Origin of the sequence: Kiloniella majae, assembly GCF_002118315.1 — a bacterium.
Taxonomy (GTDB): Bacteria; Pseudomonadota; Alphaproteobacteria; order Kiloniellales; family Kiloniellaceae; genus Kiloniella; species Kiloniella majae.
The window spans coordinates 61,461-83,660 of the sequence record NZ_MTSZ01000008.1 but is presented as its reverse complement, the minus strand read 5'-3'; the positions used below and the strand labels follow the sequence as shown (position 1 = coordinate 83,660).

Genomic DNA, 22,200 nt, shown 5'->3' with positions numbered 1-22,200 from the left:
TTTGTAATAGAAAAAAACTATTAATATCTTTTCAATATGATGAAACCAACTATCAGACAACTGGAATATTTTAGCATTGTCGCAGAAACCCTGCATTTTCGTAAGGCAGCGGAACAGCTTCATGTTTCACAGCCGACGTTAAGTGACCAGATAAAAGAGCTGGAATACCGGCTTGGTGTCGTTCTTTTAGACCGAACCCGTCACAGTGTTGAATTGACACCTATTGGTTTAGAGATCCTTGATCGAACAAAACTATTGCTGCGCGATCTCAATGATCTTTGTGATCATGCGAAAACAGCGAAATCAATGTTGGGTGGCACATTACGTTTAGGGGTGGCGCCTACTGTTGGTCCCTATTTACTGCCTTATGTTTTGCCTGATTTGCACCGCGCCTATCCTGATTTGAAGCTCTATATTCGCGAAGACAGGTCATCTTCTTTAGAGCAGGCTCTGAGAACCGGGCAGCATGATCTTATTTTGACGGCTTTACCGCTTGAAGATGAAAGCTTGTGGACCGAGGCGCTTTTCAGTGAACCGCTTATGGTTGGTCTTCCTAAAGATCATCGTCTGGCTGGCGCTGGTGATGTAGCTCCTGAGGATCTTAGGGGGGAAGCTGTTCTATCTTTGGGGGCTGGGCATCGGTTGTACGAACAGGCACAAGAATTTTGTCGGGAATTTGGGGCTGATCTTCAGGATGATTATGAAGGCACAAGTCTGGATACATTACGGCAGATGGTTGGTATGGGAATGGGGATATCGTTTTTCCCCAGTCTCTATGCCCGGTCTGAAATAACTAAAGATCAGGAGGTCTGCGCCAGACCGATTGCGTCGAGAGCGGTCAAAAGACAGGTCGGCTTGGCCTGGCGCGGAAATTCTCCCCGGATAAATGAGTTTCTTCAGTTCAAAGAAGATTTGTTGATATCTCTTAAACGACAGATTTCTCACGAGGTACTGTTAAGCGGATAGGGCTTTCTTGACCACAGGTATCCAGATATCAACTTCACCCGTTGCAGAGGCACCGTCAAAACGGTCATCATAGAGTTCAAAATCCGGTGTTTTTGCGTACTCATAATCCGAGTTTGGTAGCCAGTTTCCCCAAATACCTTGATAGATTTTTGAGAATTGGTCGCCAATGGGGGATCTATCGTCAACAGTGAAGGTGAAAACAGCATATTCAGCATCATTAATGACAAGACCTTCCATATCGGATGGTGTCGCCGAGAGGTCATCAACCTCGAAAGCTGCCATATAGGTAAAGCTTTCTGGTGACCCTTTCAGGCAGAGACCATAAGCAGGTCCACTGCTGTTATGAAGTTCCGGGTAACGACAGCCAACTTTCTTCCAGAGATCAACAACACTTTTATTGTTGTCCTGGCCAAATTCGTCACTGATTCCTATAACGTTAAATGACTGTTTTTTTATAATATTTGGCTCCATTTGAGAAGCTCCTGTATCTGGGATTAACGGGTGCCGGAGGGGTAGTTGATACTTTGCACTCATCGAGTGTCCACTGGATCGATATTGACCGGGCGGTAAGCCGAAATATTTTTTGAAAGCACGCGTGAAGGCTTCCTGGCTGTCAAAGCCATAATCTAAAGCGAGATGGATAAGAGAAGCATTTTCATCTGTTTCCAGAATTTTTGCGACCTCGGTTAAACGTCGATGGCGAAGATAGCCCATTGTCGTCTTACCTGTGGTAGATCGAAACAACCGTGAAAAATAATAGGGTGAAAGTCCTGATTTTCTGGCAATCTCATCAAGGGTAACCTGCTCGCCAAGATTTTGTTCTATAAAGATAATTGCTTTATTTATCGACATTTTAACTCCTGCCTGGACGAGAATAGACATCGGCTTGCCTACGATCTTGATCAAAATTGCTTTTTGATGAAACAAGTTGATATTTATTGTATCTTTTGGACTGATTTATCTGGGTAATTTATCTTCTATTAACTAATATTTGTGACGAAATGTTAGTAATTAGCTCTTTATTCTTATAGTATTAATTTGCTTGCCGTCGTTATTAAATAGCTGCTTGAGGGGAAAGGAATGTATCGGAGCTAATCTGATTTGATGTTTCATAACCTCAAGATAACAACTAAATATACTGTTGTTATTGTAACTCTGGCGCTTTTGGCGAGTATCCTGACCGGGATAGTTGCCTATGTCACGACGTCATCAGAGCTTCGTGTTTCTTCACATGATAATCTAAAAGCCTTGTTGGTGGCCCGAAAAAGTGCTTTGGCAAATTACCTGTCACTCATAGCAGAAGATCTCCGGTTTCAATCGCAAAATCCATTGGTTCTTGAAGCTCTATACAATCTTTCCACCAGCTGGCAAAAACAGACCGATAATCCGCAAAGCTATTTTCAACAGCATTATATTCTTGAAAATCCTTTCCCGGATAAAAGAAGAGAGCGACTGGATAGAGCAACAGATGGTTCACTCTACAGCCAGTATCATTTTGAGTATCATCCAATGTTCCGGGCATTGCGTGAAGAACGCGGTTATCACGATATTTTTCTTTTCGATGCACAAGGTAATCTTGTTTATACCGTGGTGAAAGAGACTGATTTCTCGACCAATTTTCTTGAAGGGCAGTGGCGAGAAACCAATCTTGGTAAGGGAGTTCGTAAGATCAAAGCTGAAGCTGAGGCGAATGAAGTTTTTTTCTTTGATTTTGCGCTTTATGAGCCCAGTAACAATCAACCCGCCAGTTTTGTTGCCCATCCCTTGCGCGGAGAAAATGATCAGTTCGTTGGCGTTCTGGCCTTTCAGCTTCCCGTCGATCGCTTGAATTCTTTGATACTGTCGTCGGTTGGTATGGGAAAGACAGGTGAGGTTATCGTTGTTGGCGATGACTTGCTCCGACGCAGTAATTCACGCTTTACAAGCGACCAACTTGTTTTACAGGAAAGGGTTGAAAGTGATGTTGTAAGATCAGCGTTACAGGGGCAGCAGGGAGTTATGAGTTATGAGAACTCTGATGGGGAAAATGTTTTTGCTGCCTTTGATTTTGTAGATTTTCAAAATGTGCGCTGGGCATTGATTGCTGAGATTGAAGAGGGTGAAATCCTGGCGCCGATTCAACGCATGAAACAAAGTCTGATTATCGAGTTTGTCTTGATTGCAATCGTGGTAACAGCGATTGGTTTTAAAGTATCACGCAGTCTTGCGTCTCCTATTGTCAAAATGACTGATGCCATGACCCGTTTGACGGCAGGTGATTTTAAGACGGAGATTATGTCATCCGGGCGACAAGATGAAATTGGGGGCATGGAAGATGCGTTACAGGTGTTCCGCGATACTGCTATTGAGCGCGCTAAAGCCGATCAAAAATTAGTTGAACAGACCATGTTGTTACAAGTGGTTCTGGATAATATCGCACATGGTATTGTTTTGTTTGATCATAATGGACGGCTTCTGGTTTACAATAAGCAATATCTCGAGAAGCTAGACTTTAATGAAGATCTTCTTGACGGGTGCACTTCATTTAATGATTTGGCGTTTCACTTTGCACAAAGGGGCGCTTATGGCGTTGGCGACCCAAAAGAACTGGCACAGGAGCGGTTGAACTTTTTTCGAAGCTCTGTTGAGACCCGAAGCGAGATCAGTTTTCGCGAGGGTGAAGTGTGTGAAGCGCTATCAAGACAAACGCCTGATGGTGGATTTGTAATCGTCTATACGGATGTGACACAGGACAGGGTGCAGCAACAGGAAATTCTGCGACAGAGAGATGATTTACATCTGTTGAATCAACAGAAAAACAGGTTCTTTTCCATTATTGCTCATGATCTTCGTAATCCTTTTAACGCCTTATTGGGCTACTCGGATTATTTTAAAATGAATGTATCAAACATGTCCGGAGAACAGGTTCTGGAATATGCGGATACAATTCATCAGGCTGCACAACAAGCTTATGACTTACTTGAAAATTTGCTGGAATGGTCGCGGGTACAGATGAATCAGATCGAATATGACCCGCAAACCTTTGAATTTACTGCGATGACACAACAGGTTCTGAAAGAACTCTCGGTGCTTATTGATGAGAAAAATTTAAAAATCAATCTTCAATCTGATCAGCATGTTCTAATTGGCGATAGAAATATGACAGGAACTGTTCTACGTAATTTGATTGGGAATGCGATTAAATTTACCAATAGGGGCGGTAAGATTGATCTGTCTACTGAGAAATCGGATAGATTCTTAGAGATTTATATCCGCGATAACGGGGTGGGCATTAAAGAGGATGTCTTGACCAAGCTTTTTGAAGAAGAAGCCAGTCAGTCAACAATGGGCACAGATGGAGAAAAAGGTACGGGACTAGGGCTTTTGATTTGTCGGGATTTTGTTGAGAAGCAGGGGGGGGAAATCCAGATAAAAAGCAATCAAGGTAAAGGTACCGAGATTACGATTATCCTGCCGCGCGTTATTGCTGAAGACGAAATCACTCTGCATTGAGAAAGCTCTCAATTTACCACATCAAAAAACGAAACACTTTTATCGCCAACAGAAGGGTGTAATAAGGGGCTATATAACGTCTGTTTTCTCTTTTGCCTTCAGGATGTCGCAATGACCAGATCGCTTACTATTCTCGATCAAATGCCAACTCCCCACGAATTTTACGGAGAATTTTGGAACCAAAAGCCATTTCTGGTTCGAAAGGCGATCTCTGAAGAAACGTTGGATCTTTTGATCAAGTCGGATGAACTGGCTGGACTTTCTATGGAGGAAACGGCGAGATCACGGATGGTTATGACGGCGGGTCAAGAAAGTAACTGGACTTGCGAGTTCGGACCGTTTGATGAATCTGCCTTTGATAAGGCTGGTGATAAAGATTGGAGTTTGTTGGTTCAGAATGTGGAGCAGTTCCACCCTGATACAGCGGCTCTTCTCCCTTGTTTTGATTTCGCTCCTCGTTGGCTGATGGATGATGTCATGGTCAGTTTCTCTGCTGTGGGGGGATCTGTTGGGCCGCATATCGACAGCTATCATGTTTTTTTAGTACAGGGCGAAGGAAAGCGTCGCTGGAAAATCGGACGCGAAGCCATTGAGGAAGAAGTTTATATCGAAGGCATAGATCTCAAGGTTCTGGATGGCGGTTTTGAGGGTGACGAGGTCGAGGTGACAAGTGGCGATGTACTGTATGTTCCACCGCGTTTTGGTCATGAAGGTACAACGATTGAGGCTGCGCTGACCTATTCAGTTGGTTTTCTTGGCCCGAAAATATCTGAACTTTTCAGTGGTTATGCGCAATATATTTCCGAATTTGATGAGCTTGACCAACGCTACACTGGTCAAAATCTCTCGGAAATTTCTTCAGGTTTTAACTTGGGCGAGAAGGCTGTCGCAGATATCAAAGACTGTTTTGATCGGCAGTTGTCATCAGCAAACTTCACACAATGGCTTGTTGAATTTTTTACTGAATCTTCGCATGAAGATTTTGGTATCTACAGCGAGCGTGAAGAGATGCTCTATGACGATGAATTCGAGAATGAATTACAGGAAGGTGCCAGCCTGATTAAGCCGGAATATGTGAAGTTCGCCATCACGGCATCACCAACGGGTGGGTTCTGTCTTGGTTTTGATAGCCAGAGCTTCACCTTGGATGAACGCATGTTCCCGCTTGTCCAGCTTTTCATGAAAGAAGAGGTTGTAAATTCCAAAACCTATCCAGATCTCTTCTCGGAATCCGCTTATATGGAGTTCCTTTTAGAGCTATATAATCATCAGGCTTTGGAGTTCTTGGATTAAGGCTTAAAGTTGGGCTTGATTATTCTGTCCCGTCAGAGGTAATGATATCAGGATATTTGGAACCTGCGTATCCATAAATAAAGCCGTGAGTATTCTGTGCGATGGAAATATCTCCGGCTTTATTCAAGGCAATGACGCCCCCAGTTCCACCGTTGTGAGTTAGCTCCTCAATTGCGTCTGTCGTTGCTTTTTTTAGATTGTCACCAAGGTATTTTATTCGGGCACTGATGTCGTGTGCGATGGCGTATCGGATGAAGTACTCACCATGACCACTGGCAGAAATCCCAACTTGGTTATTTGCATAGGTGCCCGCACCAATAACGGGGCTGTCGCCAACGCGACCTGGAATCTTTGACCCAAAGCCACCTGTCGATGTACCAGCTGATATGTTGCCACAGATATCAAGAGCTACTGCGCCAATAGTTCCATGCGGGGGGATCTTGATGTCTTCAGTATCCTGCTGCGCGAAGTGGCGGGTGCTTTCAGATAGATCGGCTTGGATAACTTTGTCTTCAAGGAATTGATCTGCGGCTGTTCCTACAAAGAATACGTTTTTAGTCTGTTCCATAACATAGCGTGCGCCGAGGATAGGGTTTTTCATCTGTCGTACTGATGCAACAGCACCCGCTTTTTGATTGTGCCCTGTCATTATGGAAGCATCCATTTCGCGTTCACCTGCCTGATTGGGAATAGATCCTGTGCCTGCATTAAAGGCGCCGGAGTTTTCCATCGATGTTAAGGTGTAGGAAATGACATCAAGGCTTGGAACGCCCCGTCTCAAAGCTTCTTGTCCTTTGATTAGTAAATCATGGATATGAGCTTGGCGGAGGGTATCGTGCTCTGGACGATTGCGATAAGTGACGCCCCCATGAATAATCAGAGCGTGGCTTGTTTCAGAGCTACAAACTGCTTTTTCAAGGAAAATTTCCGGCGTTTGTGCATATGAAAGCGGACTTGATACTAGATAGCTGAGACTAAAAATCGCTAAGAAGGAAAGGTGATTCATTTTCATCCCCTTGATCATCTTTAGCATCAGTATAGTACATACTTAGGGATTTAACATTTCTTCTTCCGGCGACCATTTGAAGGCTTGAACACGGCCAACGTTCTTGAGCTTTAAGCCTCTTAGCCCATCTTCATCTGACAAGCTGGTACAATTTTTTTGCAGGGCAAAGGGCAGTAAGTTTTCAAAACGGTTCGTCATGAAAACCGTACCGGGATCAGCACGTGCTTCAAGTCGGGCAGCCAAGTTGACAATTTCACTCAGCAAACTGAATCCGGGATAGGCTGAGGGAAGGGAAAGTAGTGTCACGGGGCCGTAAGACAGTCCTATGCGTGCACCTTGAGTTTCGATTACACGATCAATCGAGTCCTGCCAGATCTTGGCTGTTTCTTTGGCCAGCTTGTGAATTTTTGCAGCCACGCTGAGAACATTGGCGGCATCGACCTTTTCATGGACACCCCAAACGGCAAGCAGTCCATCGCCTTGAACGCGATCAACCAACGCACCACTTTCGATCAGGATGTCCCGCGCACCATCGCAAAAGGCACTCAACATTCTGTGGGCGAGGGAAATATTACTCGTTTCGCGAACAAAGGCACTGTAGGAACAGAAATCCATTGCCATGACACAGCAGTTTTCTATGGGACGGTCCAACTTTTCATCAAAGTTTTCCCATCCCTTGAGTGAGCCAAAATGGAACTCGTACAGTTCCTTATCAACGGCCATTCTATACCTCTACACCGACGTTACTTATAACCGCGTTCTTTGCACGGTAATTATGCGCGCCATAATAGAGAGAAAGAAGTCAGAAGAAACAAGGGAAAAACCTGTGGTCACAAAATTCTGATGAAAAAGAAAGAGCAGGATTTCAAGCCTGCCCTTATATTTAAATCACATGATGCAGAACTTAGCCGCCATAAAGCGCTGAACAGTCCTTTTCAATCATTGCCATTGCCGCGCGGAAGGGGCCGGGGCCGTGACTGATGCGGGCAACGCCAAGGGCAGCGAGTTCACGAATTGATGGGCAGCCAGACATCATCATAATGTTTACGGGTAGAGGACATTTCTCGCAGAGTTCTTTTACAAGATCGGCATCAATCAAGGCAGGGACAAAAAAGCCGTCTGCGCCAGCATCTGTATAGGCTTGACCGCGCACGATGACCTCTTCCAACAGTTTTCTTTTATCGTCCGATGCGCTTGCTTTCAGAAAGATGTCTGTGCGCGCATTAATGAAAGTTGGTACATCGAGGGCATCGGATGCTTTCCTGGCTGCTGAAACCCGGGCGACCTGATCTTCGATGCTATAGAGCCCTTCGCCACCAATGATTTGATCTTCAAAGTTAACCCCGACGGCACCATTTTGCCCGGCGAGAGTTACAGATTGTGCAACTTCTTCTGGTGTCGTGCCATACCCAGCTTCAAGATCGAGAGAGACAGGCACATCAACGCTATTGCAAATGCGGTTGATATTTTCCATAGCAAGATCGCGTGGAAGTTTTTCGCCATCGGGAAAGCCAAATGCCTCTGCAACTGACCAGCTACCTGTTGCTATGGCCGGGGCACCCGCGCCTGCTGCAATCTTGGCTGTTCCGGGATCCCAGATGTTATAGAGAACCAGCGGATCACCCTTTTTGTGAAGATTGCGAAAAGTTGAGGATTTTTCTTGAAGCGAGGGCATGGAAATGACTCCTGTGTAAAGGTGATGTTGAAAATATAGTGGTCATTGTGTTTCTGCCCAAGCTATAGCTTTCTCTTTTCACAAAATCTGGTCGAAATCGGACCTGGTCATTTTTTCTATTCTGCAAAGTGTTTTGATGCTCGTTATAATAAACACATGACAAAGTCTATTGATCGGTTTGATGAATTTAATGCGGCACGGCTAAGGCGTGATCCAGCCTATGATGGTGTTTTTTTCGTGGGTGTTTTTACGACAGGGATCTATTGCCGACCTATATGTCCTGCACGTATGCCGATGACTAAAAATGTCCAGTTTTTTACAACTGCTCCAGCCGCAGAAGTTGCAGGACTACGGCCCTGTTTGCGTTGTCGTCCTGAAACAGCGCCCTTTAGTCCGGCGTGGCAAGGATCAAAATCTACTGTTAGTCGAGCTTTGAAGCTTATTAAGGACGGCGCATTGGATGAAGGCTCTGTAGAAGAACTGTCTGATCGTCTTGGTATTGGGGCGCGTCACTTAACCCGCCTGTTTAAAAAGCATTTTGGCGCGAGCCCGTTACAAGCCGCGCAAACCTACCGGATACAAAGGGCCAAGCGTCTGTTAAATCATAGTAATATGTCTATGACGGAAATTGCCTTTGCGGCAGGGTTTGGTAGTTTGCGGCGTTTTAATGCGGTATTTTCTACACTTTATGGGCGCCCACCAACATCCATGCGTAAAAAATAATTGTTTTCTAAAAAATCATATGACGACCCTGACTGAAAATTTTGATTTTCAGGGTACGTCTTCAAAAGGGATCTTTCTTGCCCTTGTTATTTTGCCTTTGCTTCTTTTTCAGCAGCCAGCCTCAAGGCTCTCAAGCGGTCGGTTTTTTCTTGAATTTTCTTTTCTCTGGCTTCTTTTTCTTTGATGAGTTTGTTGTCTGTATTTTTACCTGGGCGACGATCTCTAAACTCACTGTTATCACCGCGCTCAATAGCCGCGATCATCTTGTCATCGGCAGTGTTTGGTCGTGTTGATCCTGATCCCATAACGCCATCTTCTCCCTTAATTGTTTTGTACTATATGGAAGAGCACTTTCTTGCCTGTTTGTAAACCAGACTTTAGGTAATCCAATTCTGTCAGATCACTTAAACACCAGATCACTTAAACACCGGGGCACTTAAACACCGGGGCACTTAAACAAAAGTATATATACCACAGATATTACAGGAATAAGGGTTTTGTTCTTTAGAGAGTTAGCTTCGTTTATATCGCTTTACCACGCGAAGCAGCTTTTGAAACTTTGGACATTCCATGTGGGACGGGGCAGGGCAATCGGCTACATGGCGTAAGGCTTTACTGAGAACAGTCAGGTCGTGGATTTGTTTGTCCAAATCATCTGCACGTGTCTTCAAGTCATCTCTGGGCAAGTTGGGTTGTCCGTCCTCGCCAAACATGCCCGCGATTTCATCCAACGAAAAACCAGCAGATTTTCCCAGTGCTATCAAAGACAACTGCATCAGGGTTTGGGGGGCAAACTGTCGCCGAAGTCCGTGCCTGCCTATGGATTTAATCAAACCAATTTCTTCGTAATATCGTAGGGTTGAAGGGCGCAACCCTGTCTGTTCAACGATTTCTGAAATATCTAAAACGCGCATGTTTTTCTCGGTTAATTTTTTAGTAAATTTTCTGGCTTGACCTCAAGTTAACTTGAGTTTGTATGATGCTCTCAACAGATGATTCATACAAGAGGAAAGAGCAAATGATACAGCCGCTCGTAACGAAAGAAAGTCCGGTTTGGCAGGATGGCAGAGCCATTGCCTTGATGATGGCGGCTACTCTTATGGTTATGGCAAATGCGACGATCAGTCCGGCTTTGGCGGGATTAGAGCGTGCTTTTATGGGGCAACCCAACGCGGATCTTTTGATCCGATTGTTGGTGCCCGCGCCTTCTCTTACTGTTGTGATTTTTGCGCCACTTGCCGGATATCTTGTTGATCGTTATGGCCGACGTGTGATGCTGTTATCTGGCGTGATGCTGTTTGTCGTGACCGGAAGCGCCGGTTTTTACTTGCCCGGCCTTGAACTGATTTTTGCCAGCCGATTGGCCCTTGGTATTGCAGTTGCAATGATTATGACATCACAAACTGCCTTGATAGGGGATTATTTTACAGGGGAAAAACGTAGTGCGCTAACCGGATTACAGATCTCTGCAAGAAATTTTGGCGGGTTTGTTTTTCTGACTCTCGCGGGTTGGTTTGCTGTCAGTTCGCCGCGCCTGCCTTTTGTCATCTATGGATTGGCAGTACTTTACCTGCCCTTTATGTGGTTGGTGATAAAAGAGAGCCCCATTGTCTCTGTCAAAAAGAACTCAACTGAAACTGTGAAGAAGTCTGGTGGAAGTGAAATTGATGGACATCGTGCCTGGAAAGGGTGGATTGCTGCATTGGCAGTGTTGCAGTTGATGACAAACATGATCTTCTTCTTGATGCCAACTCAATTACCGTTTTTCCTCGATAGTTTGGGCTACGATAGTGCCGTTATGACGGGGGCTGGACTGGGCGCTTTATCTTTGGCAGGGGGCTGTGCTGCGTTGTTTTATAGTCGAATTAAACGTGTGTTGAGTTACGCAGGTACCTACGCGTTAGGGTATGGCTTTATGGCATTGGGATTTGCCATTTTGCCACTTGTCGCTGATGTCATGGTAATCCTTGCTGGTTGTATCGCGGTTGGTATTGGCTTTGCTCTTGCCGTTCCAAATTTTGTGGGTATCGCCCTGCAAATTTCGCCCTCAAGCCGACGGGGTATGGCCGGCGGTGTTCTGACAACTGCTGTTTTCCTCGGTCAGTTTTGCTCTCCTTTTCTAAGTATCCCGTCGATTACATCTTTTGGGTATAGTGGAACCTATCAGGGAGTTGCACTGTTGCTGGGAACCATCGCTCTGTTTGCTGCTTTGAAACGAGGCATGGAAATTTTCAGTTTACGTGCGAAGGTGATCTAACTTTAGAAAAAATCCAAATTTAACAAACACTAATGCCGCCAAAGTAGAGTCTGTCCATTTTTTTCCTGAAGATCCAGATTTTCGTAACTATCCAGACAAGGGCGCATCTTGTCGAGGGTAATAGGCTTGTTCAGGTAATCAAGAACATCAAAGCTCTCTGCCTTACGAATATCATTGTCGTTGTTAGAGGTTGTGCACATGATAATCGCGGTTTCCTTGATGGGGTCCGTACTGCGCAGGTTTTGTAAAAACTCAAATCCATCCATGATCGGCATGTTGATATCAAGCAAAACAAGATCGATGTTTGGATTATCAGGAGCTTTGAGGAAGGTCAGCGCCTCTTCGCCATTTTTAGCGATATGTAAGCGACAGTTAAGACCATCGCGTTCAAGCAGCATAACTTTGGTTAGCTTAATGTCGAGATCATCGTCATCAACCAGCAGTACATTGGCGAGGATGTTGTCATTAGATGATCCATTTTGTGTCTGAGATGGCAGCGTATTTTCTGGATTTTCCTGATTTTCATTCTTGTTGCAGAGTTTCAACGTAAATTTAAACGTACTTCCGCCTTCTGCCGATTGTTCGTACCAAAGTTTCCCGCCATGCCGTTCAATCGTTTTCTTGCAGATGGCCAGCCCGAGGCCGGTGCCTTTTTTCTCAGAGCTAAAACGCGCAAAAGGTTCAAAAATTCGTTCGGCATATTCCATTGGAATACCGGGGCCATTATCGGTGACAGTAACCATCGCCAGATCATCTTCGGTTTTAATTTCCAATGAAATTTGGGGGATGGCTTTGTCGTTGTGAATGATCGCATTCATAATCAGGTTCTGAAACAGCTGCATCAGTTGGGTTTCATTACCGTTGACGCTGACATTTTGGTCCACAGAAAGGTTTAGAATATCATTTTCTAATACGCGAATAAGATTAACCCGGGCCAGTTCTATTACCTTGTGCAAAGTTATAGGTTCTTTTTGATAATACTCGTCTGGCGCATCCAGTTTTGTGTAACAATGGACCATATCAATTAACCGATCCATGTTGTTTGTCGCCGTGATAACGTGTTCAAAATATTCTTTGTTCTGAGGCAACAATTCCTGGGTAGAGCTAATCAGATTCAAAAAAGACCTGATCATACGAACAGGCTCTTTTAGGTCATGAGCCAGTGCATGGCTGAATGTGGTTAAGGAATCTCGTTGCAAAGAAATTTCTTTGGACAGTCGGGCACGTTCCATTGAGTGTTTGATGACACGATTGAGAACAACGGCGCTTATTGTGTTTTTGGTAAGGTAATCTTGCGCGCCATTTTTCATAACTTCCACGGCAATGGTTTCGTCGCCTTGTCCGGTCAGCATAACAACGGGTAGGTGGGGGTGTTTTGATTTGATGATTTTGAGAATTTCAATGCCGTTCTTTCCTGGCATGGAATAGTCAAGAAGCACACAATCAGGGGAATTTCGGTTAATAATTGCAATACTTTTTTCACCATCCGTGACTTCGGTTACATCGTAGACTGTGTCTTTAACTTTTTTCAGGGCGCGTTTGTACAATTCTTGGTCATCAACACTGTCATCAATTATGAGTATCTGAATTGCCTCTGCCATTATTAACTCCTGTTTGGGAGTAGAGCGAGACCGAACCAGTAGTTCTTGATTTGCTCTGCTGCTTTGAGCAGCCCCTCAAAGCCAACAGGTTTCTGGATGTAGGTAGAGGCACCTAGCTCGTAACATTTATTGATATCAATCTCATCAGATGAAGTGGTTAAAACAATGACGGGAATGTTTGTCGTATCTTTTTCTGACTTCATCCTCTCCAGAACTTTGCGTCCATCAAGACCAGGCATATTCAAATCCAGCAAGACTAAACAGGGCTTTAACACACTGTCATCATTCTCATAGGGGCCTGTCCGATAAAGGTAATTCAGGGCTTCTTCCCCATTTTTGCACCACCTGACCGGGTTCTGTAGATGGGATTTTTTGAAGCTGCGAACGGTTGCTTCGTAATCGTCGACGTTGTCTTCGACGATGAGAATGGTTTCCAGTTCGACATTATGTGATGTCATTGTCTTCCTCCCTACTGTTTATTGTGAAGTAAAAAGTGGTGCTAAGGCCGGGTTCTGATTCCAGCCAGATTTCGCCTCTGTGCCGTTCAATGATTTTCTGGACAAAGGTCAAACCAACACCGGTTCCTCTGGCTTTCTCTTCTTCTACGTTCAGGCGTTTGAAAATTTTGAAAATATCGTCATGGTACTCGGGGGCGATGCCAATACCATTATCTTTGACTGAAAAGACATTCTCTCGTCCGTCTTTTTCGGGCAAAAAGTCGATATCGATAACCTTCTCAGGCTTGTCATTGTATTTGATGGCATTGGTAATAAGGTTTCTGAAAACCTCTGCAATCCTGTGTCTGTCACAGATAATGCTGGGCAGAGGCTTGATGATATTGATCTGGACGGCTTCCTCTTCGATCAGGGTATCTATCATGCCTGTGATTTCACCAACCACGTCGTTGATATTTGTCTGTTGAATAGCTAAATCCTGTCGTCCAAGCCTTGAAAAATAAAGCAGATTGTCGATCAGCTTTTCCATGCGCTTGGTTAGTGTGCACATGCGATCAATGCGTTTGTTACCATCTTCGTCTAATGTTTCAGCGTAATCCTCAGCAAAAAACATAGCGTTGTTGGCGAGGCCGCGTAGCGGTTCTTTCAGATCGTGAGAGGCAATATAGGCAAAGTCATCCAAGGCCTGGTTGCTTTTGGTGAGATCCTCAATCATCTGATCTCGTGCTTGTTCGGCCTCTATACGTTTACTGATGTCACGTATAATACCAATAAAGTGGGTTTGGTTTCCTGCAGTCAACTTGCCAACTGTGATATCCATAGGAAATTCACTGCCATCTTTACGTTTTCCGATCATCTGGCGATTTTCACCCATAAATTTTTCCTGACCCGTTTTGAAGTAATAATCCAGAAACTGGTCGTGCTGTCGGGCGTAATGTTCAGGCATCAGTATTTTGACGTTTTGACCAACAGCTTCGTTAAATGAGTACCCAAAAAGCTTTATCGAAGCAGGGTTGAAATTCAGGATCTTTCCACGCTCATTGATCAGAACAATACTGTCTATTGCGCTTTTAATGATTGCTTCGGTGTGTGCTTGTGCTGCTTTGGTTTTATGAAGGGATTGCTGGATTGCATAGGCCAAATAGGCGGTGGCCCATAGAACCATGATTGTCATGGTCCTGTTCAAGACGATTATCCATTGAGTATCTACAATTGAATCAGGGATATGGAAATAGCCAAAGATGGTTAAAGCGGACGAAATTCCTGCAAAGAGAAATACAATTCGGTTTGAATCCAGAAAAACACCGCTAAGAATAAAGACTGTATAGATAAGACCGCCAGCCACACCAAGCGGGGTGAGCCAGTCATATAAGAAGCCAGCAAGACACAAAGAAGATGATAAAGCCCAAGGCGCAAAATTATAAATCTTAGGTGATTGGATGTCTGTGGCAATTGTCATTATTTACGAGCTTCTTTTCATGATACTATTGTCAAATTGGTTAATTGAGTGTTTGTGTTTCCGGTGTAAAATTCTTGCTGGTCCACCGTTCTAAAGCATCAAGATCAAGTGGTTTTCCAAACAGAAAACCTTGAATATGTTCACACTTGCATTCTTTGATTGTGGAAAATTCTTCCGCTGTTTCTACGCCTTCTGCAACAACGGAAATGCCAAGATCTTGCGCCATTCGGGTCAGGTTTTTGACGATAATGGTATTGCGATTGTGGCTGTGGATATCTTTCACAAATGAACGGTCTATCTTTAGAATATCAACCGAAAGTTCTTTCAAAAGAGAAAGCGAAGAATGACCTGTGCCAAAGTCATCCAGCGCAATTCGGATATCCAGATTTCGTAGTTCATTAATGACTTTTTTAGCGGTAATCAGATCTTTGAGAACGATGTTTTCAGTCAATTCCAGAACTAGCCCGGCAGGGTTGCAGCCGGATTGCATAATGGCTTTCCGGATCTTGTCGACGGTGTCTTCTTGATAAAGCTGTATGGCAGACAGATTAACAGCCAGAGACGTGATTGGATGCTTGGCCAGCTGCCATTCTCTCAGCTGTTTGCACGCTTGATTAAGCACCCAGGTGCCAATTGGTAGAATGAGCCCGGTTTGTTCCGCAACGGTCAGGAAATCACCGGGTAACAAAGGGCCGCGTTCCGGGTGGTTCCAGCGGATCAGGGCTTCGACACCGGAAAGCTGCCCATCCAGCGCATTGACCTGTGGTTGGTAATGAATGGAAAACTGCTTGAAATTATGGGTTGCCAGGCGAAGGCTGTGTTCAACATTGCGACGGTTAGAAATTTTCTTGAGCATTTCCGGGTCAAAAAAGCCATAGTTTGCTCCGGGTAGCTTTTTGGCGCGATAGAGCGCAAGGTCGGCATTTCTGATCAGGGTTTCAGGATCAGCCCCGTTGAGAGGATAGAGTGAAATACCGATGCTGATATCAATAAGAATGGTCTGATCATCAATGGTGATTGGATCTTTAAAACCCTCTAGAATATTGAGCGCAACTTCGGCGGCATCATTTTCACAGTGAAGATTGTTGAGGATAATGCCAAATTCATCCCCGCTCAGCCGGGCGGTTATGTCTGATATCCGTGTATGGAAATCCAGTTTCTTTGCGGTCTTTTGCAAAAGCTGGTCACCAATCTGATGACCATAGGTATCGTTTACGTTTTTAAAGCCGTTTATATCCAGATAGAGAACGCCGACCATGTAATTGTTGCGGTCTGCATTTGCGACGGCCGTTGGTAAGAACTCGTTGAACGCAAGACGGTTGTACAATCCGGTCAGATCATCGCGGTGTAGCAGTTCCTGCATGCTTTTTTCGATCACCCGGCGCTTGGTAATGTCCACCATGGTGATTAACAGTGTGTCGTCCAGATTATCGTGGGGGGCTGTTGTCGCTGCAGAAACGATCACGTGTCGATCTTGGCAGATAAGCTTGTTTGATCTCTTGTCCTTTAACCTCAGTGTAGCTTCAAAGCTTGTAACTTGCCCGCGCTGCCACTTTGTCAATTCGGTGGCAACCAGCCCACGATCCTGCTCAATGAAATAGTCGGGGAAGGAGGCAAAGGATATGTTACTGAGCTCCTCGCTGCTGGTGAAACCTCTGTCGGCTTGATCGCCGCCGGAAAAGGGATAGAACCACTTGGTCATGGCATTGTTCATAAACAGGGTTTGACCGCTATAGGTTACCTGCCAGATTGCCAGCCGATTTGTTTTTTGCAGGTCATGCAGATCACTGGTGGGAAGGTTGGTGTGCTTGCGCAGCTTGTCAATTTTTTCCAGCGCGGTTTCTGTCAGGTGTTCGGCAAGCTTGGCGATACTGAGATTCTGGGCTTCAAGTCGCATCTGGGCGCGTTTGAGCTCTATATTTTTCTGTCGCAGCGTCTGTCGTACCTGATCCTGCTCGATGGCATAACGGATGGTTCGTTCCAGCAACACGCCGGTCATCTCATTTTTTGGCAGGAAGTCTGCGGCCCCGGCCTCCATCGCGGCATGATCGACTTCGGCACTTTCCAGCCCTGTCATCACGATACAGGGACATTGTTCGTTTTGATTGGATTGATGCTGTAAAAGCTCAATCCCTTTACCATCGTTAAGGTTGTAATCAACCAGTGCCGCCTGAATATTGGCGTTATCTTCCAAAACTGCCTTGGCTTCGGCAACTGACCGAGTCCATTGAAAATCAAACTGATTGGAAGAATGAGATAGCAATGCCTCAATAAGCAGTCTATCCCCTTCATTATCATCAACAATTAGAATTTTGGTTTTTAAATTCTGTGGTACCTGCTCCATCGTGACGTCCCTTGGGGAAATGCCTGATATGCTCGTAAAAACCACCCTTAAGCTTAAATAAGCCCGTATATTCAATTATCACTTGAATTTATGAACAAGAAATGAACAAGCATGGGTTGCATTGCGTTTTTCTTACATTTTGAACTGTGAAATTATGGCAGGTGAAATTATGACAGGTGAAATTAATTGCAGGGGAAGTTTTATCAGCCTAAAGTGATTCCAGGTGATTTATTCAACTAATAAGTGTTGATCATGGCAAAGGGCGTTTTTGTCCATCGGGCAGATTCAAAATACGACGATTTTCCGGAAGAGCAATATCAGTTCCCCAAACGTTATTTGAAACGTGCAAAGCGCTTTGAAAATGATTGGGTTCTTTATTACGAACCACGCGGAGGTGGCGGAAGGCTTGGCTACAACGCGATAGCCAAGATTGAGGCGATTGAACCAGATACCTTGAACGAGGATATGTATATTGCCCGCATTGCGCCGGGAACTTTCTTGTCTTTCGAAGAGTTTGTCTCATTTCGAAAAGATAATGGTTTTATGGAATCTGACCTTAGAAAAGAAGATGGGTCTTTAAATGCTGGCTTGATTCAGTGGGCGATACGACCGATTTCTGATGCTGATTTTAATCAGATTGTTTTGCAAGGTTTTCCCGAGGAAACGGATATGCTGCCACGGGCTGATGCTTTGGGGCGAAACAAAGATTTACCTGCATGGGACGGTTTATCGGAAGACGCTTCAGGCTTTATCCATGAAAGTGAACGTCTTCGAGTTGAGCAAACCATCTCGCGTATCCCGCGGGATCGTGTGTTTCGAAAACACGTACTAGATGCTTATGACAGACGCTGTGCCATTACTGGATTACAGCTTATCAACGGTGGCGGTAGAGCAGAGGTTGAAGCCGCTCACATTAAACCAGTGGCCCAACACGGCCCTGATACGGTCAGAAATGGAATAGCATTGTCCGGTACAGTGCACTGGATGTTTGATCGTGGACTGATTTCATTGAGCGATGATTTAGATATTTTGATCTCACGACAAGTAAACGACCCAATCCAAATTGAACGTCTGGTGAATTCCAGCGGGAGAGCATTTGCGCCTGAAAACCCCTCATTACGCCCGCACCCAAAGTTCTTGGGATGGCATCGGGATAATTGTTTTAAAGTCTAAGAGAAAAATTTGCCTGAAATATTGGCGCACCCGACAGGATTCGAACCTGTGACCTTCGCCTTCGGAGGGCCTTTTTAACCTATTGGTATCAGAGTATATTTTATTTAACTTATTGATATTGAATGTAATATAATTTGGTTGAGTTTAATGAACTTCATTCGAATCTAAATTCACTGTCCCAAAATTGTCCCAAGAATTGTTTTAAGGAAATAGCGTGAGAAAACGTTTTTTAATTGGTGAGCTTGCCGATTATATCAATAACAGTCGTGAAGGTTCTGTCCGTGAGGAAGTTTTTAAATTTTTAAAGCATTGGATCCATGGTGATTCCAGAATATTTATCTCGGATGCTAGGTATTTAGAAACGAGCTTTACTGAGGAAAGGTATCTAGACCAAGGGGCAAAAACGTCTTCCTTAGAGAAATATAAAAAGACTCAATGGTTTTTACGTATGGGGCGCCCAGATATGTTTATTACTGAGGAGCACGCATGGGATACTGATCCTAGTGATTATAAAGTTGAAGGGCCTAGTATCGATTCACCAATAACTGGGTGGCTTTTTCTCCTCTATTTAAATGAATATACTTGGACTAATTTAAAAGTTCCGAACTTAATAGAACAAACAGAAGGCAAAACTATACAGCTTCGTTGTAAAGAAGTTTCTGAGCAGATCGAAATTGAAGATTTAAGTGAGCGACAGTGGGCTGCTGTATACAGAGTTTCTATGACATTAGAACTAGCCATTAGATATTGTGTCGAAGTGCACGGGATTATACCGGGCATGGTTAAACAGTTCTATGAAACTGAATACTATCGAGTTCCTTCTAGAGGAAGAAGATATAAAGAGAGGCCAATTAAAGAAGTTTGTTATGAGCATTTATGTTGGATTGTTAAGGCTGGTCTACACAAACCTAGAGTAGGTGGGTTAGAAGAAGTATCTGAATTGATAGTTAAGCTATGGGATGTTGATAGAAGCCCTAAATCAGTGCGAAATGAAATTGAGATTGAGTATCAAGATTTATTAAAAAATATCTCATAAGTATTTGCTATTAATTAGTTTATTGTGATTTTTATATGGCGAATAAACAAAGACAATAGAACATTCAGAAAATTTATAAATTTCTCAATTTGCATATTTGGCTCCTATTCACTCACCCTAATTGGACTGCAATACAGTTGATTAGGAGTGATTTGAATGTGCAGTAAATACTTAACTCGAAAAGAAGTCCCTAACCGGTATCCCGTGAAATTTACGACTCTTGCGCAGCTCGCTTGTCGGGGGGCGGGGCCTGCTTATGCCATTATTGGGAAGAGCGCGGTTTACCGTGTCGATGATATTGAAGCTTGGCTGGAGGATCAGGTGATAGATCCCGGAAAAGGCAAACGCGGTCGCCCGCGAAAGAGAGGGCGTTGTCGACAATCTCCCGGTGGAGCAAACGATAATGCGAAATAGGAACGTCAGGATTATTGTTGAGGGCAAGGATCGTGCCGGTAAGTTTCTTGATCCGCGATTGTGCAGAGTAGCTCGTGCTGCAAATGATTTACTGGCCGGTCCAAGTGCGGATATTGGCTTTTTACATAGTACGTTGTGCCAAAACTTTCTGCCCACACGGCGGTTACCAGAAGAAACGCGGGTTTGGGAGTGTACGAATGGAAACTCCGCTCTACAGATAGAGGCAGGATCTGCTTTTGATCCCAGAACTCAAAAGTGGCGAGAAATGCCTTTACCTAATGGTAGCCGGGCAAGATTGGCATTAATCCATTTGAGTACAGAGGCTATCAAGCAACAATCCCCAGTCATAAAGCCGAACCGTTCCATGACTGCTTTTTTGAAGAAGGTACTGAATAGAGAGCCAAATGGCCAAGATGTTTCCGAATTCAAGTATCAGCTATCCGCTTTAGGAACGGCAACTATTCGAATGGCTTCAAGCGGGCGGCAAAGCCAAGGTCATATTGTATCCGATTTTGACTTAATGTGGTTATCCCTGGCCAAAACGCGGGTACTTTGGTCGGCAGAGTTTGTTCTCTCCCGAGAATATTGGGCGACATTACAAAAACAAGCTGTTCCGATAGATCTAAAGGCTGTAACAGCCGTGTCTCATTCTCCTTTGGCGATGGATATTTATCTTTGGTTGACGCAGCGTCTACATAGATTGAAGAGGCCCTATACCGTCTATTGGCCTGTGTTGTGGAGGCAATTTGGTCGAGGCTATGCCCGACTAAGAGATTTCCGTCGGAAGTTCATATGCACGCTTTCAACGGTCAAGCTTATCTATCCCAATGCACGGGTGAGTGAGAGCCTTGACGCACAGGGAAAGAGCCGGGGATTGATATTGAAACATAGTCCGCCGCCCATTCCTTATAACGCGAAACTATCCACAGACGTTTAGTCGCGCCTTCACGGTCAAACGGTCGCGTTATTACGTCATTTTCACGGTCATTTGGTCGCGCAAACCTATATCACCTTATATTTAAATAACCTGTAGTTGGAGAATAATTATGGGGACAATTCATTTTTTCTTAAACGGCAAAGGAGGTGTTGGTACTTCCTTTACAGCATCTCTTTTAACTCAGCACTATATCGCGCGGAATAAAAAAGTTCTTTGCGTGAGTACAGAGCCTGGTGGGGGAACCTTATCAAGATACCAAGTCTTCCATACCAAATGGTTTGATATCTATTGTGATGATCCCGCTGACCCCAAATCTATTGATAGCCTTTTTAATATGATTTTGAGAACTGACGATGAAACAGAAGTCATCGTGGATTGCGGAAGCAGATCTTACCTATGCATTTGTGAAGCCTTGAAAGAAAAAGGCTTCTTGGATGAAGCACGATCTTTTGGAAAAAGAACCTTATTACATTCGATTATAGTGGGGGGAGCTTCGGAGGCAGAAGCTCTCAATAGTTACAGGTCTCTAATGGATAATTTTCCTGACAGTCATGTGATGATTTGGTTAAACGGGTATTTTGGAGAAATATTAATTGATGAGCAAAATTTCGAAAGCACGCGGTTTTATTCCCATTATGAAGATCGCATAGATGGTCTTATTCCTTTGGGGCCAGAGAGAGGAGATCTAATGGCGCATGACATTAATCGAATGCTCTGTGATTACTTTACCTTTCAAGAAGCGATCACCACATCGGACTACTACATTCTGACAAAGAGCAGGTTAAATATGTTTTGGCGCGATTTGAATGCAAAACTTGATGCCGTGAACCTGTAAACAATCGCACCATAAGTTTTATATTGAGCTCAAAGGTACGGCTTTTGAGCTCAATTTTTACGTCTGTTGAATTCTTTCAAGTCACTAATAGGGCTCAATATAAACTTTTTATTTGATGGGATAGGGCTACTTTTTGTTACTATTTTAGGTTGAGGTTTTTTAGATTGAAACTGATCGTCGATTGAAGCAACTTGAGGGCTACTTTCATTTGTTGCCGTTATCTCTTGCTTGATAACACGCGCCTTTAAACGAAAACTATTGTAACTGACGGTTATCCATTGCTTGGCATAGAGCTCATTATAAAGCCGCTGCATAGGGACGCCGCGCCTTAGCTCATCCGTAATGTATGGCTTACTGGCAAGAACTTCTATATTTGCTTGGCCCCAGCGTGACATTATTAATCTCCTCTTCAAATTTTCCTTAAGATTCTACCTTTTAACTCTGTGTGTTAGAAGGAAAAACGACATCAAGATGCGTGGATTTTTTGTTTCAAAAAGAGAGGGAAATGATAAACGGAAATAAACGATTTTCACA

At 44.2% G+C, this 22,200-nt stretch carries 21 protein-coding genes; 10 read left to right on the top strand and 11 right to left on the bottom strand.

The features are described 5' to 3' along the window. Positions 1 to 36: 36 nt before the first annotated feature. The gene (locus tag BKB51_RS18070; RefSeq protein WP_085902521.1) at positions 37 to 966 is read left to right on the top strand and encodes a hydrogen peroxide-inducible genes activator; all 930 of its coding nucleotides are present in this window, start codon (positions 37 to 39) and stop codon (positions 964 to 966) included. On the opposite strand, the gene BKB51_RS18065 is transcribed toward BKB51_RS18070, so the two are convergent. Then, positions 955 to 1,818: an AraC family transcriptional regulator gene (locus BKB51_RS18065; RefSeq protein ID WP_158090279.1), complete on the bottom strand. Its 864-nt coding sequence runs from the start codon at positions 1,816 to 1,818 to the stop codon at positions 955 to 957. The two genes, BKB51_RS18070 and BKB51_RS18065, sit on opposite strands and share 12 nt — an antisense overlap. Before the next feature lie 252 nt (positions 1,819 to 2,070). On the opposite strand from BKB51_RS18065, the gene BKB51_RS18060 reads away from it, so the two are divergent. Then, positions 2,071 to 4,458 (top strand): sensor histidine kinase, encoded by a 2,388-nt coding sequence (locus BKB51_RS18060; protein WP_085902519.1) that lies wholly within the window; start codon positions 2,071 to 2,073, stop codon positions 4,456 to 4,458. A gap of 111 nt (positions 4,459 to 4,569) precedes the next feature. Beyond that, positions 4,570 to 5,751, top strand: a complete 1,182-nt coding sequence (locus tag BKB51_RS18055; RefSeq protein WP_085902518.1) for a cupin domain-containing protein — start codon at positions 4,570 to 4,572, stop codon at positions 5,749 to 5,751. 19 nt (positions 5,752 to 5,770) lie between these two features. Here BKB51_RS18055 and BKB51_RS18050 read toward each other — a convergent pair whose 3' ends face one another. The 3 genes from BKB51_RS18050 to BKB51_RS18040 form a co-directional block, all read right to left on the bottom strand. Next, positions 5,771 to 6,757 (bottom strand): isoaspartyl peptidase/L-asparaginase family protein, encoded by a 987-nt coding sequence (locus BKB51_RS18050; RefSeq protein ID WP_158090278.1) that lies wholly within the window; start codon positions 6,755 to 6,757, stop codon positions 5,771 to 5,773. A gap of 42 nt (positions 6,758 to 6,799) precedes the next feature. Further along, complete coding sequence (locus BKB51_RS18045; protein ID WP_085902516.1) at positions 6,800 to 7,480, bottom strand: adenylate/guanylate cyclase domain-containing protein; 681 nt, start codon at positions 7,478 to 7,480, stop codon at positions 6,800 to 6,802. A gap of 181 nt (positions 7,481 to 7,661) precedes the next feature. Further along, on the bottom strand, positions 7,662 to 8,432 hold the full coding sequence (locus BKB51_RS18040; RefSeq protein WP_085902515.1) for an isocitrate lyase/PEP mutase family protein: 771 nt from the start codon (positions 8,430 to 8,432) through the stop codon (positions 7,662 to 7,664). A gap of 156 nt (positions 8,433 to 8,588) precedes the next feature. Here BKB51_RS18040 and BKB51_RS18035 point away from each other — a divergent pair, with 156 nt between their 5' ends. Further along, positions 8,589 to 9,155, top strand: a complete 567-nt coding sequence (locus BKB51_RS18035; RefSeq protein ID WP_085902604.1) for a bifunctional transcriptional activator/DNA repair enzyme AdaA — start codon at positions 8,589 to 8,591, stop codon at positions 9,153 to 9,155. 86 nt (positions 9,156 to 9,241) lie between these two features. On the opposite strand, the gene BKB51_RS18030 is transcribed toward BKB51_RS18035, so the two are convergent. Both BKB51_RS18030 and BKB51_RS18025 read right to left on the bottom strand, forming a co-directional pair. Then, complete coding sequence (locus BKB51_RS18030; RefSeq protein ID WP_085902514.1) at positions 9,242 to 9,460, bottom strand: hypothetical protein; 219 nt, start codon at positions 9,458 to 9,460, stop codon at positions 9,242 to 9,244. A gap of 207 nt (positions 9,461 to 9,667) precedes the next feature. Continuing rightward, a complete protein-coding gene (locus BKB51_RS18025) occupies positions 9,668 to 10,069 on the bottom strand; it encodes a helix-turn-helix domain-containing protein (protein ID WP_085902513.1) in 402 nt (133 codons plus the stop codon). 104 nt (positions 10,070 to 10,173) lie between these two features. On the opposite strand from BKB51_RS18025, the gene BKB51_RS18020 reads away from it, so the two are divergent. Beyond that, the gene (locus tag BKB51_RS18020) at positions 10,174 to 11,412 is read left to right on the top strand and encodes an MFS transporter (RefSeq protein ID WP_085902512.1); all 1,239 of its coding nucleotides are present in this window, start codon (positions 10,174 to 10,176) and stop codon (positions 11,410 to 11,412) included. A 29-nt stretch (positions 11,413 to 11,441) separates the two neighbouring features. On the opposite strand, the gene BKB51_RS18015 is transcribed toward BKB51_RS18020, so the two are convergent. The 4 genes from BKB51_RS18015 to BKB51_RS18000 are packed head-to-tail and all read right to left on the bottom strand — an operon-like array spanning position 11,442 to position 17,271. Beyond that, positions 11,442 to 13,013 carry a response regulator gene (locus tag BKB51_RS18015; RefSeq protein ID WP_085902511.1) on the bottom strand — a complete coding sequence of 524 codons (1,572 nt, stop codon included), beginning with the start codon at positions 13,011 to 13,013 and terminating at the stop codon, positions 11,442 to 11,444. 2 nt (positions 13,014 to 13,015) lie between these two features. Next, positions 13,016 to 13,471, bottom strand: coding sequence for a response regulator (locus BKB51_RS18010; RefSeq protein WP_085902510.1), 456 nt, complete (start codon positions 13,469 to 13,471; stop codon positions 13,016 to 13,018). After that, a complete protein-coding gene (locus BKB51_RS18005) occupies positions 13,458 to 14,927 on the bottom strand; it encodes a sensor histidine kinase (RefSeq protein WP_085902509.1) in 1,470 nt (489 codons plus the stop codon). The genes BKB51_RS18010 and BKB51_RS18005 overlap by 14 nt, the downstream gene beginning before the upstream one ends. Before the next feature lie 40 nt (positions 14,928 to 14,967). Further along, positions 14,968 to 17,271 (bottom strand): GGDEF domain-containing response regulator, encoded by a 2,304-nt coding sequence (locus BKB51_RS18000; protein ID WP_085902508.1) that lies wholly within the window; start codon positions 17,269 to 17,271, stop codon positions 14,968 to 14,970. A 252-nt stretch (positions 17,272 to 17,523) separates the two neighbouring features. Here BKB51_RS18000 and BKB51_RS17995 point away from each other — a divergent pair, with 252 nt between their 5' ends. From BKB51_RS17995 to BKB51_RS17975, 5 genes are all read left to right on the top strand, one after another. Further along, the gene (locus BKB51_RS17995; RefSeq protein ID WP_085902507.1) at positions 17,524 to 18,444 is read left to right on the top strand and encodes an HNH endonuclease; all 921 of its coding nucleotides are present in this window, start codon (positions 17,524 to 17,526) and stop codon (positions 18,442 to 18,444) included. Between the two features lie 214 nt (positions 18,445 to 18,658). Further along, positions 18,659 to 19,480: a hypothetical protein gene (locus BKB51_RS17990; protein ID WP_085902506.1), complete on the top strand. Its 822-nt coding sequence runs from the start codon at positions 18,659 to 18,661 to the stop codon at positions 19,478 to 19,480. 156 nt (positions 19,481 to 19,636) lie between these two features. Further along, positions 19,637 to 19,894, top strand: coding sequence for a helix-turn-helix transcriptional regulator (locus BKB51_RS17985; protein WP_085902505.1), 258 nt, complete (start codon positions 19,637 to 19,639; stop codon positions 19,892 to 19,894). Next, positions 19,884 to 20,831: a replication protein RepA gene (locus BKB51_RS17980; protein ID WP_085902504.1), complete on the top strand. Its 948-nt coding sequence runs from the start codon at positions 19,884 to 19,886 to the stop codon at positions 20,829 to 20,831. The genes BKB51_RS17985 and BKB51_RS17980 overlap by 11 nt, the downstream gene beginning before the upstream one ends. A gap of 109 nt (positions 20,832 to 20,940) precedes the next feature. Further along, positions 20,941 to 21,666 carry a P-loop NTPase family protein gene (locus BKB51_RS17975; RefSeq protein ID WP_085902503.1) on the top strand — a complete coding sequence of 242 codons (726 nt, stop codon included), beginning with the start codon at positions 20,941 to 20,943 and terminating at the stop codon, positions 21,664 to 21,666. Between the two features lie 50 nt (positions 21,667 to 21,716). Here the strand turns inward: BKB51_RS17975 and BKB51_RS17970 are convergent, their stop codons facing one another. After that, on the bottom strand, positions 21,717 to 22,061 hold the full coding sequence (locus BKB51_RS17970) for a hypothetical protein (RefSeq protein ID WP_085902502.1): 345 nt from the start codon (positions 22,059 to 22,061) through the stop codon (positions 21,717 to 21,719). Between the last annotated feature and the right edge of the window lie 139 nt (positions 22,062 to 22,200).

Coding starts and splice junctions, on each gene's coding strand:
- BKB51_RS18045 (WP_085902516.1), bottom strand. CDS start 7,480: ATGGCCGTTGATAAGGAACTGTACGAGTTCCATTTTGGCTCACTCAAG.
- BKB51_RS18060 (WP_085902519.1), top strand. CDS start 2,071: ATGTTTCATAACCTCAAGATAACAACTAAATATACTGTTGTTATTGTA.
- BKB51_RS17985 (WP_085902505.1), top strand. CDS start 19,637: ATGTGCAGTAAATACTTAACTCGAAAAGAAGTCCCTAACCGGTATCCC.
- BKB51_RS18035 (WP_085902604.1), top strand. CDS start 8,589: ATGACAAAGTCTATTGATCGGTTTGATGAATTTAATGCGGCACGGCTA.
- BKB51_RS18030 (WP_085902514.1), bottom strand. CDS start 9,460: ATGGGATCAGGATCAACACGACCAAACACTGCCGATGACAAGATGATC.
- BKB51_RS18015 (WP_085902511.1), bottom strand. CDS start 13,013: ATGGCAGAGGCAATTCAGATACTCATAATTGATGACAGTGTTGATGAC.
- BKB51_RS17970 (WP_085902502.1), bottom strand. CDS start 22,061: ATGTCACGCTGGGGCCAAGCAAATATAGAAGTTCTTGCCAGTAAGCCA.
- BKB51_RS18005 (WP_085902509.1), bottom strand. CDS start 14,927: ATGACAATTGCCACAGACATCCAATCACCTAAGATTTATAATTTTGCG.
- BKB51_RS17980 (WP_085902504.1), top strand. CDS start 19,884: ATGCGAAATAGGAACGTCAGGATTATTGTTGAGGGCAAGGATCGTGCC.
- BKB51_RS18010 (WP_085902510.1), bottom strand. CDS start 13,471: ATGACATCACATAATGTCGAACTGGAAACCATTCTCATCGTCGAAGAC.
- BKB51_RS18025 (WP_085902513.1), bottom strand. CDS start 10,069: ATGCGCGTTTTAGATATTTCAGAAATCGTTGAACAGACAGGGTTGCGC.
- BKB51_RS18000 (WP_085902508.1), bottom strand. CDS start 17,271: ATGGAGCAGGTACCACAGAATTTAAAAACCAAAATTCTAATTGTTGAT.
- BKB51_RS17995 (WP_085902507.1), top strand. CDS start 17,524: ATGGCAAAGGGCGTTTTTGTCCATCGGGCAGATTCAAAATACGACGAT.
- BKB51_RS18070 (WP_085902521.1), top strand. CDS start 37: ATGATGAAACCAACTATCAGACAACTGGAATATTTTAGCATTGTCGCA.
- BKB51_RS18065 (WP_158090279.1), bottom strand. CDS start 1,818: ATGTCGATAAATAAAGCAATTATCTTTATAGAACAAAATCTTGGCGAG.
- BKB51_RS18040 (WP_085902515.1), bottom strand. CDS start 8,432: ATGCCCTCGCTTCAAGAAAAATCCTCAACTTTTCGCAATCTTCACAAA.
- BKB51_RS17975 (WP_085902503.1), top strand. CDS start 20,941: ATGGGGACAATTCATTTTTTCTTAAACGGCAAAGGAGGTGTTGGTACT.
- BKB51_RS18055 (WP_085902518.1), top strand. CDS start 4,570: ATGACCAGATCGCTTACTATTCTCGATCAAATGCCAACTCCCCACGAA.
- BKB51_RS18020 (WP_085902512.1), top strand. CDS start 10,174: ATGATACAGCCGCTCGTAACGAAAGAAAGTCCGGTTTGGCAGGATGGC.
- BKB51_RS18050 (WP_158090278.1), bottom strand. CDS start 6,757: ATGAATCACCTTTCCTTCTTAGCGATTTTTAGTCTCAGCTATCTAGTA.